The organism is Pseudomonas sp. lyk4-R2A-10, from assembly GCF_030209075.1.
GTDB classification, from domain to species: domain Bacteria; phylum Pseudomonadota; class Gammaproteobacteria; order Pseudomonadales; family Pseudomonadaceae; genus Aquipseudomonas; species Aquipseudomonas glycinae.
Map to the genome: position 1 here is coordinate 347,376 of NZ_JARVSR010000012.1, position 16,566 is coordinate 363,941.

10 protein-coding genes are annotated in these 16,566 nt (G+C 61.1%); 5 read left to right on the forward strand and 5 right to left on the reverse strand.

Features of this window, described 5'->3' with window-relative positions:
* Positions 1 to 191: 191 nt before the first annotated feature.
* The 3 genes from QRN46_RS22480 to QRN46_RS22490 form a co-directional block, all read right to left on the reverse strand.
* On the reverse strand, positions 192 to 1,556 hold the full coding sequence (locus QRN46_RS22480) for a DUF3999 domain-containing protein (protein WP_201817881.1): 1,365 nt from the start codon (positions 1,554 to 1,556) through the stop codon (positions 192 to 194).
* A complete protein-coding gene (locus QRN46_RS22485; protein ID WP_221615527.1) occupies positions 1,553 to 5,149 on the reverse strand; it encodes a DUF2339 domain-containing protein in 3,597 nt (1,198 codons plus the stop codon). Before QRN46_RS22485 ends, QRN46_RS22480 begins: the two co-directional genes overlap by 4 nt.
* A 102-nt stretch (positions 5,150 to 5,251) precedes the next feature.
* Positions 5,252 to 7,702, reverse strand: coding sequence for a glycogen/starch/alpha-glucan phosphorylase (locus QRN46_RS22490; protein WP_011332035.1), 2,451 nt, complete (start codon positions 7,700 to 7,702; stop codon positions 5,252 to 5,254).
* A gap of 258 nt (positions 7,703 to 7,960) precedes the next feature.
* Between QRN46_RS22490 and QRN46_RS22495 the strand changes: the two genes are divergently transcribed.
* Positions 7,961 to 8,398, forward strand: a complete 438-nt coding sequence (locus QRN46_RS22495) for a YkgJ family cysteine cluster protein (protein ID WP_007952500.1) — start codon at positions 7,961 to 7,963, stop codon at positions 8,396 to 8,398.
* Between the two features lie 298 nt (positions 8,399 to 8,696).
* Here the strand turns inward: QRN46_RS22495 and typA are convergent, their stop codons facing one another.
* Positions 8,697 to 10,517, reverse strand: coding sequence for a translational GTPase TypA (typA, locus tag QRN46_RS22500; protein ID WP_007952502.1), 1,821 nt, complete (start codon positions 10,515 to 10,517; stop codon positions 8,697 to 8,699).
* Between the two features lie 139 nt (positions 10,518 to 10,656).
* The gene (thiI, locus tag QRN46_RS22505; RefSeq protein ID WP_011332034.1) at positions 10,657 to 12,111 is read right to left on the reverse strand and encodes a tRNA uracil 4-sulfurtransferase ThiI; all 1,455 of its coding nucleotides are present in this window, start codon (positions 12,109 to 12,111) and stop codon (positions 10,657 to 10,659) included.
* Positions 12,112 to 12,438: 327 nt separating this feature from the next.
* On the opposite strand from thiI, the gene glnA reads away from it, so the two are divergent.
* The 4 genes from glnA to QRN46_RS22525 all read left to right on the forward strand — a co-directional run bounded on the left by glnA (position 12,439) and on the right by QRN46_RS22525 (position 16,492).
* Positions 12,439 to 13,845: a glutamate--ammonia ligase gene (gene glnA / locus QRN46_RS22510; RefSeq protein WP_011332032.1), complete on the forward strand. Its 1,407-nt coding sequence runs from the start codon at positions 12,439 to 12,441 to the stop codon at positions 13,843 to 13,845.
* A gap of 74 nt (positions 13,846 to 13,919) precedes the next feature.
* On the forward strand, positions 13,920 to 15,263 hold the full coding sequence (locus QRN46_RS22515; RefSeq protein ID WP_111539332.1) for a toxin-antitoxin system YwqK family antitoxin: 1,344 nt from the start codon (positions 13,920 to 13,922) through the stop codon (positions 15,261 to 15,263).
* A gap of 99 nt (positions 15,264 to 15,362) precedes the next feature.
* Entirely contained in the window at positions 15,363 to 15,872 is a 510-nt protein-coding gene (locus QRN46_RS22520; protein ID WP_011332030.1) for a DUF4124 domain-containing protein, read from the forward strand.
* On the forward strand, positions 15,869 to 16,492 hold the full coding sequence (locus QRN46_RS22525) for a DUF4124 domain-containing protein (RefSeq protein ID WP_011332029.1): 624 nt from the start codon (positions 15,869 to 15,871) through the stop codon (positions 16,490 to 16,492). Before QRN46_RS22520 ends, QRN46_RS22525 begins: the two co-directional genes overlap by 4 nt.
* Positions 16,493 to 16,566: the final 74 nt, after the last annotated feature.

The window sequence follows — 16,566 nt, forward strand, 5'->3', positions numbered from 1 at the left end:
GGCTCCGGTGGAATGGGGGGCTAAAAACCCGCGCAGTTTACAGGGAGTCTGAAACCGTAGCGAGCAATGACGCCCGGTAACGTGCGTCGGGTGCAATTCCTGCTATCAGACGTGATCGAACCCAGAGAGTTCAGGCACCGGATTCAGCGTAGTTGGAAACCCGACGGGTGTAGAGGCCACACCCTTCATATTCAGGATTTGGCCGGCGGCTTGCGCAGCAGACTGAAGGCCATCGCCGCCAGAAACAGCACACTGAGCAGCAACACCGCCCACAGGCCGAACTTCTTCCAGTGGGTGTCGGTGGTCGCAGCCGTGGTGGCCGTCGAGGTCTGAGTCGCCAGCGCTTCACCCTGCACCGTGGCCTTGCCCAGCGTGGCCAGTTTCTCCGGTTTGAAATCGGGGATCAGCGTGGTCAGCGGCAGGTTCGCCGTCTTCACCGTCGGACTGCCCAGCGCCAGGCTGTAAGGCCCGTCGCCGCGCGCGAGGAAGATCACCTGAGTGGCGCGCACCGCGTATTTCACGCTCGGTGCCTGCTCGCCGAGACCGCCGCCGCGTTCGTCGACCGTGAGTTTCAACTGCTGCACGGTCTGCCCGTACAGCTGCAATTCGTTCTGCACCACGTCCTGGCCATTCTGGGTCAGGCGATAGAGCAAGCCGCTGCTAATCGCTTGCCACGGCAGACTGCTTTCGCGACGCCCCGAAAGTGTCACCGGCGCGAGGCTGTTGGCTTGCTTCAGCTCGACCTGCACCCGCTCGATGTTCAGCCCCATCGGCAACTGCCAGGTGTATTCGCCGGGCTTGCCGCTGCTGCCGGCCAACGCTGGCGACCAGACCAATGGCAGCGGCAAGTTGCGCGGGTCGCTGCTTTTCAGTTGCGCTGACGTCAGGACCGGCGCCGAGGCCGGTGAATCCCAAAGCAGACGCAGATACCGCGCCGATTGCCCTGGCAGCGCGACTTCATGCTGCTCGACCCGTTCGTCGGCAAAGGTCAGGCGCGCGACCTGGCCTTCGCCCCAGGCTTGCCAGTGCTGCAGGTCGTCGCTGGCCTCGATGCTGAAACGCTGGAAGCCGTCGCGCTCGCTGGTCCAGTCGAGGAAAAGTTGCTGCAACGGCGCCTTGATCGCACTGGCGTCGAGCAGCCAGCCGCGCAGTACTTCTTCACCGGCTTCAAGTTGACTGGACGGCTGCACTTCCACCAGCGTGCCGGTGGTGGTGGATTGCACGCGAACGCTCGGCGCACGTTCGGTGGCATCCGCCGAGTTGTACAGCGGGAACCACTTCACCTCATGCAATTGGCCATCGTCGCGGGTCTGCGCCGATTCCCGGGCCAGCGCATAGGCCTGCGGTTCTCCGGCGGCGTTGAACACCCGCAGATCGCTGAGATCAGTCTGACGCGCCTGCAACTGCACGTTCAGCGGCAGTTCGAGGCGATACCACGGGCCTGCGCCACTGACCGACAACGGCACCTGCGCGGCGAAGTCCGCCGGTTTTTCCTGGGCGCCGGCCGTCATGGCCACGCCCAGCAACAGCCACCCGAAATTAAGCTTGCGACTCAAGACGACACTCCTTCGGTTTCCGGGGCCGGTTTGTCCGCCGCCGGTGCAGCGTCAACGCGTTTGGGCGGCAGCGGCGCAAAGTAGCCCACCACCAGCAACAAAACGCCGACGCCGATGAACGAGACGATCCGGGCCAGTCCGCCACGGTTGCTCAATTCGACAAAAATCAGTTTGGCCACCACCAGCGCAATCAGCGCCGCGCCGATCAGCCACACTTCGCGGCGATGACGCAGGTGCCCGCCGATCATCAGACCCAGCGCCATCAGCGTCCAGACGATGGACAGACCGGCCTGCACCAGCATCGATTCGAGCAGCAGATCGAGTTCGAACGGAATCCCCGCCCAATGGTGCGCGGCGCGGGTCACCAGCGCAGTGCAGAACGCGAACAGCGAAACGCCGGCAATCAGTTGCGTAGCGTATGCCGCGTAATCCTGGCGGATCGACAGCTCGGCTACGGCGCTGCGCGACCAGACGTAAACACCGAACAGCGCAAACAGCAGACCCAACTCCAGCGGGTTGAGCAGCGGCACATAAGGCAACGGTTCGGCATTGCCATCGCTGACGCCATTGGCCAGCCAGAACCAGACCAGCATCAACACCGCCAGCGGCGCCGCCGCGTACAGGCGATATTCACGAGGGAACGCTGCCACCGGCCATGGCCACTGACGCGGTGCGGCCATCAGCAACAGATACAAACTCGGCAGAATCGCCCAGCCCAGCCAGCGCCAGGCGTTGTATTGCTCGGACAACAGCAGCAGGCCGTAGCGCAATTCCAGCGCCAGCACGCCGATCAGCAGCCAGCAACCGAGCACATGCGCCGTGCTCAAGGCCCGCGCCGGCAGCATCGGTGCCAGACGTCGCAGGCTGATGAAATGCACAACGAACACCGCCGCCCACACCAGCCAGCCGAAATCCGCCGCCGGGTGATAACGCGAGTGCCACGCGCCGAGCAACACAAGTCCGGCCGCCGGAATCAGCACGGTGCAGAGCAACCCGAGCGAAGGCCATTTCAGACGCAAGGCCAACAACGTCCACAACGCGACGCTCAGCGCGGCCACCAGCAGCAACAGCGTCGCCTGGAGATTCTGCGGCGCAAACCGCAGCACTTCGCTGACCCACGCCAGCGCCCACCAACCGGCGCCCCACACCAGCAACACTTCCGAAAGTCGCTGCAGACTCAGCACATCGAACGCCGAGGCATGATTGCCAAGTTGCAGGCGCCACGCTCCGATCATCGCCGCCAGGCCCAGCACCAGTGGCGTCCAGAATCCGCCATGGGCCAGCGGTCGCAGCCCCTCGCTGGACAGCAGCCCGAGCAGCTCGGGACCGGCGAGCAGAAACGCCGCGCCGCCGATCAGTTGCAACAGCAGACCGAACACAAAACTCACGCGCTGCTTGAGGTACAGACTGAGCCAGATGATCAGCAAGCCACTGGCCGCCCAAACGGCACTCGCGGTTTGCCACGGCAGCACGAACAACACCGCCAGATTGATCAGTACCAGCCCCGCCAGCAGCACCACCGACAAACCGCGCAGCAGCCGCACATCGCTGCGCACCATCTCGTCACGCGCCGCCAGCAGCATGCCGGCGATCAGCGCCAGACCGATCAGCGAGGCGCTGAGCAGACCGCTCCAGCCGGCGCTGAAAACGGCCGCCGAATCCTCGCCCGCCCCTTGCAGGCGCAACAGGAATAACGCCCCGCCAAGCAACTGCACGGCAAACGCGGTGAACAGGAACGTGCGCGATTGCAGGCGCAAGCCGACGAACAAGGTCGCCAGCCCGGCCAATGCCCAACTGATCGCCGTGCCCTGAATGAAGAAGAACAGCGACGCCAGCAGATACAGGAAGGTCAGCCCCAGGCACGCCAGCACCGGCAAACCCTGACGCTCCCAAGGTGAAGTTTGCTCCGGCGACGCCTTGCGCAATTGATAGAAGCTGAACAGCAACGCCGCGCCGAGCATCAATGCGCCCAGAGGCGCTCCGTCGAGCAGGCTGCTTTCGCCGACGCGCAACTGGCTGAGAAACGCCAGCGCCGAACCCAGTTGCAACAGCAATGCGAAAGCCCGGGCCAACGGCCGTTGCTGGCGCAAGCCCAGCCAGAAAATCCCCGCACCCTCCACCGCCCACGCGGCAGATGTCCAGCGTGCATCCAGCCCCAGCGGAATCGCCAGGCTGGCGAAAATCACCCCAAGCGCCAGGCAAGTCTCACCCAGCAACAACGCCCGGCCGCCCATCAGCACTTTGGCCAGGGCCATGTAGATCATGCCCAGCGCCAGCGCACTGAACGCGGCAGCGAATTCCAGATGCTGCACCAGCGCGAATTGCAGGCCGAAACCCACCAGCGGCGGGCCGAACAGCATCGTCCCGTCGACGTAATCGCCCTTGCGCGCCGACCAGTGCAGCAGCGCCTCGCGATCGTCGTCCGCCGGGGCGTCCGGCATGTCCAGCAACTTGCGTCGGGCGAACAGCAGGCCGATGGCCAGGTACATCAGGAAGAACAGAATCAGGAACGGTTCGGTGCTCCACAGCAGTTCCGGCGTGTACGAACGCAGGCCCCAGGCGAAACCGATGCCGAAGGTCCCAACGAAGCCGATCAGGTTGAGCAGGCGCCAGGCCTTGAACCAGGCGATGGCCAGAATGCCGGCGTTGAGCAGCGCGAAATAACTGAATAGCGCGACGTGGTTGCCGGCGCCGGTGGAGGTCAGAATCGGCGCGGCGAAACCGCCCAGTGCGGCGACGCAGGCTAGAGCGAGGGAATCCTGGGTGATGGCCAGAATGGCCGAAAACACCGTCACTGCCACCAGCAATCCCAGCGCGGCAGACGGATCGAGCAGCGGATGCAGACGCATCGCCGCAAACACCGTCAGGTACAGCACTGCGATCCCGGTGCCTTGCAGCATCAAGGCGTAGCTGTTGTTGCGATGGCGCAACCACCAGCCCAGCGCCAGCAAGCCCAGTGCTGCCGCCGCAACTCCGGCGTAACGCAATTCGATCGGCACCACCATGCCTTCGGTGGCGTAGCGCAGCAGGAACGCCAGACCGAAAAACAACAACACCACGCCGACCCGCAGCACGGTGTTGCCACCGAACAGCCAGTTGCGCGCAGCGCTGATGCCGCGCTCGATGAGGTTCGGGCCACGGGGTTCGGCGGGTTGTCGGGGTTCAGGCTCGGGCGTAACGGCGTCCAGACGCCAGACATCGACCGGCAGCGGCTGGCTGGATGCGCTGGCGGCGACAGCAACAGGTTCGAGCTCGGGAGGCAGTTCCCAGACCAGCTCGGGTTCTGCGGCAGCGGGTTGTTCAAATACCGTGACGGGTTCAACGATCGTTTCGCTGACCGGCGCGACGCTCGGCGACGCTGGCGAATGCGCCGGAGCGCCTTCCAGCAGAAACAGACGCTGTTCGACGCCCTGCAACGCAATCTTCGCGTGATCCAGCTGACGCTGTTGCTCGGCAGCCTGTGAACCGAGCCGCGCGATACGCATCGCCTGGCCAATGGCGAGCCCGAGCAAGGCGCCCAACAGCGCATCGCTGAACGACTCGTCGAGCAGCCAGCCGAGCAGCAGCCCGATCAACATGAACATCCATTGCATGGTCGATATCCCTGAGCAGCCCCGTGGCGGGGCGGAACCAAGGCTCAGTATATCGGCCCGGCCCAACAATCGTGGGGCCGGGCGCACATTTGTCGCTAAAAGTTACTCGAGTGCCTTCCAGATATCCGTGGCGTACTCGCGGATAGTCCGGTCGGACGAGAACCAACCCATGCGAGAGGTATTCAGCACCGCCGAACGCCACCAGTTGTTGGCGTCGTGCCAATGCGCATCGACACGCATCTGCGCCTCCCAGTAGGAGTCGAAATCGGCGCAGACGAAGAACCGGTCGTAATCCACCAGCGAATCGATCAGCCCGGTGTAGCGCGACGTGTCGTCCGGCGAGAACACCCCGCTGCGGATCGCCTGCAATACATCGTTGAGGCGATGGGACGCGGCAATGTCCGGCACCGCGCTGAACTCGTGGTTCTGCTTGCGCGCCTCGACCTGCTGGGCACTGAGACCAAAGATGAACATGTGCTCGGCGCCGATGTTTTCGCACATTTCCACGTTGGCGCCGTCGAGGGTGCCGATCGTCAGCGCACCGTTCAGGCCGAACTTCATGTTGCTGGTGCCCGAGGCCTCGAAACCGGCGGTGGAGATCTGCTCCGACAGGTCCGCCGCCGGAATGATGCTTTCCGCCAGGCTGACATTGTAGTTGGGCAGGAACACCACTTTGAGCAGGCCGCGCACGGTCGGGTCGTTGTTCACCACCCGGGCGATGTCGTTGGTCAGTTTGATGATCAGCTTGGCCTGGTGATAACTCGCCGCAGCCTTGCCGGCGAAGATTTTCACCCGTGGCACCCAGTCGATTTCCGGCTCGGCACGGATCGCCTGATACAGCGCGACGGTGTGCATCAGGTTGAGCAGCTGGCGTTTGTATTCGTGGATCCGTTTGACCTGCACGTCGAACATCGCCGCCGGGTTGACCGCGATCCCCAGCCGTTCATGGATCAGGTAAGCGAGGGCCTTTTTGCTGTGCAACCGTTGCTCGGCGAAGGCTTTGCGGAAGGCGGGTTTCTCGGCGAACGGTTCAAGATCGAGCAGACGCTCTTCGGGGTTATCCAGAACGTCCGGGCCAAGGGCATCGACCAGCATCGAGGTCAACTCCGGGTTGGCCTGGTACAGCCAGCGGCGGAAGGTGATGCCGTTGGTCTTGTTGTTGATTCGCTCCGGATACAGCTTGTGCAGTTCAGCGAACACGGTTTTGCGCATCAGTTGCGTGTGCAGCCCGGACACGCCGTTGACGCTGTGGGAGCCGAGGAACGCGAGGTTGCCCATGCGCACCCGGCGCCCGTTGTCTTCCTCGATCAGCGACACCGCGCGCAGCACGTCGAAATCGTGGATGCCCTTGGCCCGCAGCGAATCGATGTGCTGGGCGTTGATCAGGTAAATGATCTGCATGTGCCGCGGCAGCATGCGTTCCATCAGCCCCACCGGCCAGGTTTCCAGCGCTTCGGGGAGCAGCGTGTGGTTGGTGTACGACAGCGTATCGACAGTCACTTGCCACGCCGCGTCCCAGGCCACGTCGTAGACATCGACCAGTTGGCGCATCAGTTCGGCGACGGCGATCGAAGGGTGGGTGTCGTTGAGCTGGATCGCCGCGTGATCGCCGAGGGTCAGCACCGAGGTGTGCATGTTGCGATGACGGCGCAGCAGGTCCTGAAGCGAGGCGGCGACGAAGAAGTATTCCTGACGCAGGCGCAGTTCCTGCCCGGCTTCGGTGCTGTCCGCCGGGTAGAGCACGCGGGAGATACTTTCGGCCCGGGCCACTTCGGCGACGGCGCCCAGGTGGTCGCCGGCGTTGAAGCGCTCCAGGTGCAAGTCCTCCATCGCTCGGGCCCGCCACAGGCGCAAGGTATTGACGCTCGCCCCGCGCCAGCCGACCACTGGGGTGTCGTAGGCAATCGCCCGGACGGTTTCCGCCGGGTGCCAGACCTGCCGGGAGTTGCCATTGGCGTCGGTGACGGTCTCGACGCTGCCGCCAAAGCCGATCGGATAGACCACCTCCGGCCGCTCGAACTCCCAGGGGTTGCCGAAATCCAGCCAGTGCTCGGTCTGCTCCTGTTGCCAACCGTCGACGATGGCCTGACGGAACAGCCCGTGTTCATAACGAATGCCATAGCCATGGCCGGCGATGCCGAGGGTCGACATGCTTTCCATGAAGCATGCCGCCAACCGTCCGAGGCCACCGTTGCCCAGCGCCGCATCCGGCTCCAGGATGCGGATGCGCTCCAGATCGACGCCCAGCTCGGTCAAGGCTTCACGGGCGACGTCCAGCAAACCGAGGTTGCTCAGGCTGTCGTACAGCAGGCGCCCGATGAGGAATTCCAGCGAGAGGTAATACACCCGCTTCTGGCCTTTGCGGTAAATCTGCCGGGTGTGGTCCATCCAGTGCTCGACCATGTGATCGCGCGCCGCCAGGGCGATGGCTTCGAACCAGTCATGGTCGAAGGCGTGATCCGGGTCTTTGCCCACCGCGTAGGTGAGTTTGGTCAGGACGGCGTCGCGGAATGCGGCCACCTCTGCTTCGCGAACTAGTGGTTCTTGAGTCATCGATAGGACCTCGAGCGAGCGGGGAGTTGTCAGAGCCTAGACGGTCTGACCGACGGTAAGGGCTCTGGTTCGGCAGTTTTTACCGAGAGTGTGAGATCGACCGGCAATACTCTGGCGAATGCCTCAATGAATGCAGGGGCCGTGCCGAATTGTCGGACGATGCGGGTGCATGAAGAAAAAATCTGGCGAAAGGTTGTTCAAAAATCCACCAGTCCCGGTATGATCGCGCGCCCTGATGCACACGCCTGGTAAACACCGATGATGAAGCCCAACCTGATCGCCGCCGCCGAGATCGACCGTCTCGATACCTGGGCCAAATATTCGGCCCCGATGTGCGGCTCGTGCGTTTCCAGCTGCTGCACGCTGCCGGTCGAGGTCAAGATCAAGGACCTGGTACGCATCGGCGTGGTCGACGAGTTCGAACTGGGCGACCCGCCGAAGAACATCGCCAAGCGTCTGCAAAAGGAAGGGCTGGTCGAGCGCTTCAACCAGAAGTCGGGGATCTTCACCCTGCAGCGCATGAGCAACAACGATTGCTACTACCTGGATCGCAAAAGCCGCCTGTGCACCATTTATGACAAGCGCCCGGACACCTGCCGCAACCACCCGAAAATCGGCCCGCGCCCGGGTTACTGCGCGTACAAGCCAAAGGAAGTGGAACGGGTACAGAATTCGCGGTCGATCGAACGCTTCTAAAAGCCGACCCTCACTCCAACCCTCGAACCTCGCCCCCTCACCCCAGCCCTCTCCCGGAGGGAGAGGGAGCCGACCGAGGTCGTCTTGCGTCATACATCGACCTGAAACAACCAGTCGATTATGGATTCGGTAAATCCCGATCAGGTCGGCGTACTTCTTGAGCATCCCCCAATCGGTCCCCTCTCCCTCCGGGAGAGGGTTAGGGTGAGGGGGCTTTTGAGGTTCAGCACTTTTCCCCGAATAAACAAAAACGCCCCCGGTCTCTCGACCGGGGGCGTTTTTTTAAGCCTGGGCTAAATTACGCCTTGGCTTTCTTGGCAGCGCGGGTACGCTCGCTTTCGTCCAGGATCTTCTTGCGAAGACGGATGGACTTAGGAGTCACTTCGCACAGCTCGTCTTCCTGGATGTATTCCAGAGCCTGTTCCAGGGTGAAGCGAACAGGTGGGACCAGAGCGATGGTTTCGTCTTTACCCGAAGCACGCATGTTGTCGAGCTTCTTGCCTTTGGTCGGGTTCACACCCAGGTCGTTGTCGCGGGAGTTCTGACCAACGATCTGACCGTTGTAGATCTCCTGGCCGTGTTCTACGAACAGCTTGCCACGAGCCTGCAGGGTTTCCAGGGAGTAGGTCAGTGCCTTGCCGGTTTCAACCGAAACCAGAACGCCGTTCTGACGGCCGGACATGTGGCCCGACTTCACTGGAGCGTAACGGTCGAAGATCGAGGTCAGGATGCCAGCACCGTTGGTCAGGGTCAGGAACTGGTTACGGAAACCGATCAGACCGCGAGCAGGGATGTTGTATTCCAGACGAACACGGCCCTTGCCATCCGGCACCATGTTGCTCAGGTCGCCTTTACGCAGACCCATTTCTTCCATGACCTTGCCCTGGGATTCTTCAGGGATGTCGATGGTCACGTTTTCGAACGGTTCCTGCTTCACGCCGTCAACTTCACGGATGATCACTTCAGGACGGCCCAGGGCCAGCTCGAAGCCTTCGCGACGCATGGTTTCGATCAGTACCGAGAGGTGCAGCTCACCACGGCCGGAAACCTTGAACTTGTCAGCCGAGTCGCCTTCTTCAACGCGCAGTGCAACGTTGTACAGCAGCTCTTTGTCCAGACGATCCTTGATGTTACGGGAGGTCACGAACTTGCCTTCTTTACCGCAGAATGGCGAGTCGTTTACCTGGAAGGTCATGGAAACGGTTGGCTCGTCAACGGTCAGCGGCTTCATCGCCTCGACGTTGTTGATGTCGCACAGGGTGTCGGAGATGAACAGCTCGTCGAAACCGCTGATGCAGACGATGTCGCCGGCTGCTGCTTCTTCAACGTCAACGCGGTGCAGACCGTGGTGACCCATCAGCTTCAGGATACGACCGTTGCGGCGCTTGCCGTCGGCGCTGATAGCGACAACCGGAGTGTTCGGCTTGACGCGACCACGAGCGATACGGCCAACACCGATAACACCCAGGAAGCTGTTGTAGTCCAGAGCGGAGATCTGCATCTGGAACGGACCGTCACGGTCAACAGCCGGAGGCGGAACGTGGTCGACTACCGCCTGGTACAGCGCGGTCATGTCTTCGCCCATGGCGGTGTGGTCCAGACCGGCGATGCCGTTCAGGGCCGAAGCGTAAACAACCTGGAAGTCCAGTTGTTCTTCGGTAGCGCCCAGGTTGTCGAACAGATCGAAGATCTGGTCCAGAACCCAGTCAGGACGCGCGCCCGGACGGTCAACCTTGTTGATGACCACGATTGGACGCAGGCCGGCTTCGAAAGCCTTCTTGGTCACGAAACGGGTTTGCGGCATAGGGCCGTCTTGAGCGTCGACCAGCAGCAGCACGGAGTCAACCATGGACATTACGCGCTCGACTTCGCCGCCGAAGTCGGCGTGGCCCGGGGTGTCCACGATGTTGATGTGGTAGCCGTTCCAGTTGATGGCGGTGTTTTTCGCCAGAATGGTAATGCCGCGCTCTTTTTCCTGGTCGTTGGAGTCCATCACGCGCTCGTCGTTGAGCTCGTTGCGCTCCAGGGTGCCGGATTGACGCAGGAGTTTGTCTACCAGGGTGGTCTTACCATGGTCAACGTGGGCAATGATGGCGATGTTGCGTAGATTTTCGATCACTTGTGTATCTCGATCAGAGGATTCGGTTTGCTGACAAGTCTTGGCAGCGATTGACAGTAGTGTCCGGCATGGCCGTTACAGCTTGACGGCGGTGTCGGGGGGCCGGTGACGCAGGCCACAGGCAAACAGCCCCGGGCACTTAGCTCGGTCGATAAACGCGCACATTGGCATGCCCCTCACTGAGCAAATGGTGAGCATGCAGGCGACTCATCACGCCTTTGTCGCAATACAGCAGGTACTGGCGAGTAGGGTCCAGTTCCTTGAAACGAGCGTTCACTGCGTAGAACGGCATCGTCTGTACCTCTATGCCGGCGAGTTCCAGCGGGTCATCCTCGGCGGCATCCGGGTGGCGGATGTCGATGACGATCTGACCGGCCAGTGCTTCGCTGACTTCTTCGATCTGCAAATCCTGGCCCAATTCGTCGATCACCCGATCGATCGGCACCAGTCTGGCGTTTGCGAGCGCACGCTCGAGCACCGCCATGTCGAATTCCTGCTCTTCGTGCTCGACCCGGCCACGCTTGGCGGCGGTCTTCGGGTTGACCGAGATGACGCCGCAGTATTCCGGCATGTGCCGGGCGAAATCACCGGTACCGATCTGGTCGGCCGTGTCGATGATGTCCTGCTTGTGGGCGACGATCAGCGGTCGCAGCACCAGCTTGTCGGTGACGCAATCGATGACCGACAGGTTCGGCAGCGTCTGGCTCGACACCTGGGAAATCGCTTCGCCGGTGACCAGCGCATCGATGTGCAGGCGTTCGGCAATGCTCGATGCGGCGCGCAACATCATACGCTTCAACACGACGCCCATATGACTGTCGTCGACCTTGCCGAGAATTTCGCCCAAGACTTCTTCGAACGGAACACTGACAAATAGCACGCGTTGCGAGCTGCCGTACTTCTTCCAGATGAAATGCGCGACTTCCATCACGCCCAATTCGTGGGCACGACCGCCCAGATTGAAGAAGCAGAAGTGCGTCATCAGGCCGCGACGCAGGATCTGGTACGCGGCAACCGTCGAGTCAAAGCCGCCTGACATCAGCACCAGCGTCTGTTCCAGCGCACCGAGCGGGTAACCGCCGATACCATTGTGCTGGCTGTGGATCACAAACAACCGTTTGTCGCGAACTTCGATACGGACTTCGATTTCCGGCTGTTTCAGGTCGATTCCGGCGGCACCGCACTCACGGCGCAGCTTGCTGCCGACGTATTTTTCGACGTCCATCGAGCTGAACGCATGCTTGCCCGCACGCTTGCAGCGCACCGAGAAGATCTTCCCGGCCAGCGCATCGCCGTAGTGCTGTTTGCACTTCTCGGTGATGTCGTCGAAGTCACCCAGCGGGTACTCGTCGATCTGCAGAAAGTGCGCGATGCCCGGCATGCAGGTCAGGCGTTCGCCCATCTCTTTCAGGGCCTTGGGGTCGGTGACGCGGGTTTCCAGCTCGAGGTTGTCCCACACACCGTTCACCACCACGGCCGGGTCCAGGTCGCGGAGCACGGTGCGGATGTTCTTGGCCAGCTGGCGGATGAATTTCGTCCGGACAGGTCGGCTTTTGATGGTGATCTCGGGGAAGACTTTTACGATTAGTTTCATGAAAACAGCGCGCGCAGGGCCAGCCGAAAAAGGGGGGCGCGGATTATAGCGGAAATTGCTCAAGGTTTAACCAGTTAATGTGCAGAAGGTTTTGCGCGCACCAAAACGGGTCAATTCTCAGTTCAAACGCTACATTAAAGGGCGAGTTTTCTGCCATTAAGGCGCTTTCGACCTTTAGAAGCGTGAATTTGGGGCAAAAAACCCATGCTGGGGCACTGGCATGCAATTTGCTCCCTTGTGAGGCAGGTTGCCTTGGCAGAGTATTCGCGCCGGCATCACCACTATTAAGGGCATCCACTACCCGCCCTAATTCACCCGGAGGACACTATGTCGAAGTCGGTTCAACTCATCAAAGATCATGACGTCAAGTGGATTGATCTGCGCTTCACGGACACCAAAGGCACTCAGCACCACGTGACCATGCCGGCTCGCGATGCGCTGGAAGACGACTTCTTCGAAGTTGGCAAGATGTTCGACGGTTCCTCCATCGCTGGCTGGAAAGGCATCGAAGCCTCCGACATGATCCTGCTGCCGGACGACGAAACCGCCGTTCTGGACCCGTTCACCGAAGAGCCGACCCTGATCCTGGTCTGCGACATCATCGAACCTTCGACCATGCAAGGTTACGATCGCGACCCGCGCGCCATCGCCCGCCGCGCCGAGGAATACCTGAAGACCACCGGTATCGGTGACACCGTATTCGCCGGTCCAGAGCCTGAGTTCTTCATCTTCGACGAAGTGAAGTTCAAGTCCGACATCTCCGGTTCGATGTTCAAGATCTACTCCGAGCAAGGCTCGTGGATGTCCGACCAGGACGTGGAAGGCGGCAACAAAGGCCACCGTCCAGGCGTGAAAGGTGGCTACTTCCCGGTTCCGCCGTTCGACCACGACCACGAAATCCGTACCTCCATGTGCAACGCACTGGAAGAAATGGGCCTGACCGTTGAAGTTCACCACCACGAAGTGGCAACTGCCGGCCAGAACGAAATCGGCGTCAAGTTCAACACCCTGGTGAAGAAAGCCGACGAAACCCAGACCCTGAAATACGTTGTCCACAACGTTGCCGACGCCTACGGCCGTACCGCGACCTTCATGCCGAAGCCTCTGTACGGCGACAACGGTTCGGGCATGCACGTTCACATGTCCATCTCCAAAGATGGCAAGAACACCTTCGCGGGTGAAGGCTATGCCGGCCTGTCCGACACCGCCCTGTACTTCATCGGCGGCATCATCAAGCACGGTAAGGCCCTGAACGGCTTCACCAACCCGGCCACCAACTCCTACAAGCGTCTGGTGCCAGGCTTCGAAGCTCCAGTGATGCTGGCCTACTCGGCTCGCAACCGTTCCGCCTCGATCCGTATTCCTTACGTCAACAGCCCGAAAGGCCGTCGTATCGAAGCCCGCTTCCCGGATCCGGCTGCCAACCCGTACCTGGCTTTCGCAGCGCTGCTGATGGCTGGTCTGGACGGTATCCAGAACAAGATCCACCCAGGCGATGCTGCCGACAAGAACCTGTACGACCTGCCGCCTGAAGAGGCGAAAGAGATCCCGCAAGTTTGCGGCAGCCTGAAAGAAGCCCTGGAAGAGCTGGACAAGGGCCGTGCGTTCCTGACCAAGGGCGGCGTGTTCTCCGACGACTTCATCGACGCTTACATCGCGCTGAAATCCGAAGAAGAAATCAAGGTCCGCACCTTCGTACACCCACTGGAATATGAGCTGTACTACAGCTGCTGATCCGGTAGCGCCGCGCTACGCGGCGTGACAAAGAAAGGCCTCCTTCGGGAGGCCTTTTTTGTGCCCGCTCATCCATGGATAATCCGCCGCTTTCGCGCCACGACCGGCGCCTTGACGAAGGGATTCGCATGAAGTGGTTACGGGCTATCGCCCTGATGGCCGGCCTCGCCCGCTCAACAACTGGCGCTGCCGAGTTCTATGAAGACAAGCCGCTGGCTCACCCGCTGATCCAGGGCTTGCAGGAAAGCTCGATGACTCTGGCGTTCATCAAGGAAACGAACGGCGTCAAAGGCTATTACTGCCGTTGCGACACGCCGGGCGAACGCCCACAACTGCTTGATGAGTTCGGCCAGGTGAACATCGAATCGGTTTTTCTCATGTCGCTCGACAGTGAGGATCCGACCCGCTTCGTGCTTTTTCGGCAAAACGACCGCTACAAAATCTACGCCTACAAATACAACGCCAACGACCACCTCTACAGCCGCGTCACGCGATTGCAGCCGGCGCTGGACCGCATCGCCGAAGGTCGCAAACACCTCGACGCCCTGACCATCAAGAAGGCTCTGAGCCAAATCACCCCGCTCAACTACAGCCTCTTCCTTGAAGAGTCCGGCATACCGGAATTCGACCAGCTCGATTTCAGCCAAGGGAAACTGGTGAGCTTTTACGGCCAGTACTACGACCCACTGAGCGACCCGACGCCAGATGACGAACCTTACTTCTTCAAGAAGACCTATCAGGAAAAAAACGGCCGGTTCCTTACCGTTACTTTCTGGCGATGGCTCGACCAGACGCTCGTCGAGGGCAAGCGCACGCTCTACAACTATCGGGTGAGGCGTATTGCCTGGGAAACCGAACCGACTAAATTCACCGGCAGCGAAGACGGCCAATCGGTGTCTTATGATTCCGGCTCGCTCTCGGCCCAAGGTGCCTACAAGCAGGGCGTTCGGGTCGGTCCGTGGTCTTCTTCCAAAGACGAGAAATATTCGGAGTCCGGCAATTTCGTAGAGGGCAAACGAGAGGGCCAGTGGACGCTGTACCAGGATGGGCAAACACTGGAGGGCGAATTCCACAATGATTTGCGCGAGGGTCGTTGGCAGCTTCTCAACCACGACGACATGGAATGGGTCGCCACCGGATTCCAGACCTATGTCCACGGCCAACTCAACGGCCTGAGTGAATTGACTGTTCGTGGCACTACCGAGCGCGGCGAATATCGCGATGACAAACGCCAAGGCCTCTGGGTGACCAGACTCGACAATGGCCACACCCTCAACGTCAACTTCGTTGACGACGTAAAGGAAGGCGAATGGCGCGAAGTCGACGCCAAGGGTGTGCCGGTCCTGATCGAGCACTACAAGGCAGGTGTCCTGTCCGGCGCCCGCGAAAATACGGGTGCGCCTGGCGCCGCGCAATAAATCCTGAGCGGTTTGTGTGAGCAGATATTGTCCCGATTGGGCTTACCGCCGCCCCTGGCCTATGCTGCAAGCCAATCTCATTGTTGATCGGTCGAATCCATGGGTCGTGGTTTTTTTCTCCTGTTGCTGCTGATCGTCCTGCCCGCTGCCGCACAGATTTACAAGTACACCGACGCCGACGGCAACACGGTCTACAGCGATCACGCGCCGGACGGCGTGCAGGTGCAGCCGGTGGCGTTGCCGCCGCTCAACAGCGTCCAGCCTCAGGCACCGAATGCGCCCTCTGCCGATACGGCCACTCGTGAGCCGGCGCGTAACGTCTATGAAGTGCTGGAGCTGACCGGCCTGCCCACCGAGGAAGCCCTGCGCGCCAACAACGGCACCTTCACGGTCAGCGTGCTGATCAAGCCGCGCCTGCAACCGCCGCATCAATTGCGCCTGCTGCTGGACGACGCGCCTTATGGCCAACCGAGCAACGTGCCGATCCTGCAACTGGTTAACGTCGACCGGGGCGAGCATCGGCTGGCGGTGCAGGTGATCAATGGCGAGACGATCATTCAGCAGAGTCCGGCGGTGGTGTTCACCGTGCAGCGGGTGCACAAGCCATGAGGCGAGGATTGATTGCCTTGTGCCTGTCGCTGATCGCGTTTGGCGCATCGGCCGAGGTGTTCACTTACATCGATGCACAGGGCAATCGCGTCTACACCGATCAACCGCGCGGCAACGCCAAGCGTGTGCCGCTGGCCACCAGCAATCGCATGGCCTCGAATCCAACCGCCACTGCACCGGTCAAGCCGTCGATGAAATCAGCAGAGCCGCCGCTGTTCCACTACGACATGCTGCGGGTGCTGATCCCCGAGCCGGACGCGACCATTCGCAGCAGCGCCGGAGAGCTGATCGTCAGCGTCACCAGCGAGCCGGGCCTGCAAAAAGGTCATTTGTATCGCCTGCTGCTGGATGGCCAGGCCGTCGGCGAACCCGGCCTGAGCCCGGTGTTCCCGCTGAGCAACATCGATCGTGGCAGCCACAACCTGTCGGTGGAAATCCTCGACGCCCAAGGCCGGACCGTGGAGAAAACCGCCAACCAGCCGTTCCACATGCAGCGCATTTCCCTGGCACAGAAGCGTCAGGTCAAACCGTGTGTCAGCGCCGACTACGGCGTTCGCCCGGAATGCCCGCTGAAAGACAAACCCGCCGAACCGAAAAATCCTTTCCTGCGTTTCTTCTGACGTCGTTCAGCTTTGCGCACTATATTGGTGCAATACGCTGCACCGTACTCACATTCCAACCCATTTTGGTTCGA

What these genes read in the sequence shown, in the direction of transcription:
- QRN46_RS22485 (WP_221615527.1), bottom strand. Translation starts at nt 5,149, where the DNA reads ATGCAATGGATGTTCATGTTGATCGGGCTGCTGCTCGGCTGGCTGCTC.
- QRN46_RS22490 (WP_011332035.1), bottom strand. Translation starts at nt 7,702, where the DNA reads ATGACTCAAGAACCACTAGTTCGCGAAGCAGAGGTGGCCGCATTCCGC.
- QRN46_RS22495 (WP_007952500.1), top strand. Translation starts at nt 7,961, where the DNA reads ATGATGAAGCCCAACCTGATCGCCGCCGCCGAGATCGACCGTCTCGAT.
- thiI (WP_011332034.1), bottom strand. Translation starts at nt 12,111, where the DNA reads ATGAAACTAATCGTAAAAGTCTTCCCCGAGATCACCATCAAAAGCCGA.
- glnA (WP_011332032.1), top strand. Translation starts at nt 12,439, where the DNA reads ATGTCGAAGTCGGTTCAACTCATCAAAGATCATGACGTCAAGTGGATT.
- QRN46_RS22515 (WP_111539332.1), top strand. Translation starts at nt 13,920, where the DNA reads ATGGATAATCCGCCGCTTTCGCGCCACGACCGGCGCCTTGACGAAGGG.
- QRN46_RS22520 (WP_011332030.1), top strand. Translation starts at nt 15,363, where the DNA reads ATGGGTCGTGGTTTTTTTCTCCTGTTGCTGCTGATCGTCCTGCCCGCT.
- QRN46_RS22525 (WP_011332029.1), top strand. Translation starts at nt 15,869, where the DNA reads ATGAGGCGAGGATTGATTGCCTTGTGCCTGTCGCTGATCGCGTTTGGC.